This window comes from Blastopirellula marina, assembly GCF_002967715.1.
In the GTDB taxonomy this organism is placed as follows: Bacteria; Planctomycetota; Planctomycetia; order Pirellulales; family Pirellulaceae; genus Bremerella; species Bremerella marina_B.
In genome coordinates this window covers 1-710 of sequence record NZ_PUIA01000091.1, presented here as the reverse complement: position 1 = coordinate 710, position 710 = coordinate 1, and the positions used below count along the sequence as shown (strand labels likewise).

Here is a 710-nt window from a genome sequence, read left to right as displayed (position 1 = left end):
ACGCCGACCTCGGCGATCATGGGCGCCGGACTTGGTAGTGACGTGGCGCTGCTGACCGACGGACGGTTCTCAGGCGGTTCGCACGGGTTCATCGTCGGTCATATTACGCCAGAAGCCCAGGAAGGGGGCCCGGTCGGCCTGGTGCAAAATGGCGACATCGTGACGATCGACGCCGACAGCAATTCGATCGACGTCGACGTCTCGGCCGAAGAAATGGCGAAGCGCAAGGCCGCTTGGACCGCTCCGGCCTACAAGGCGACTCGCGGCACGCTTTACAAGTACATCAAAAACGTGAAAAGCGCCTCGGAAGGCTGCGTCACCGACGAATAGTCGACGCAGCTCTAACAACGAACCTGAGGCACGAGCCGAGGGAAAGCGGCCGGAAATCCGCCTTCGTGGCGCCAGGGGTTTCCGGCCGCAAGCGATTAGGCGGCACTTTCTTGAGCATCACCCGCATTCCCTTGGCCCGCGCCGTGGGGTTAGCGCCGACAGGGAATCGTTTCTTATGTGGACGATCATCTTACTGATCCTCTCGAACATCTTCATGACGTTCGCCTGGTATGGGCACCTGAAGTTCAAGAGCAGCGCCCTGTGGGTGGTGATCCTGGCGAGTTGGGGGATCGCGTTTTTTGAATATTGCCTGCAAGTGCCGGCCAATCGTTGGGGGCACGAGCGGTTCAGCGCGGCGCAGCTGAAGGTCATGCAGGAGG

Annotated in this window: 2 protein-coding genes; both read left to right on the top strand. The window is 60.7% G+C overall.

Annotated features, from left to right (window positions below):
• Nucleotides 1-330, top strand: a 330-nt coding sequence (locus tag C5Y96_RS26010; RefSeq protein ID WP_199188805.1) for a dihydroxy-acid dehydratase, incomplete at its 5' end; no start/stop codon positions are given.
• Between the two features lie 175 nt (nucleotides 331-505).
• A partial coding sequence (locus tag C5Y96_RS26005) for a DMT family protein (RefSeq protein WP_146115818.1) occupies nucleotides 506-710 on the top strand: 205 nt, incomplete at its 3' end.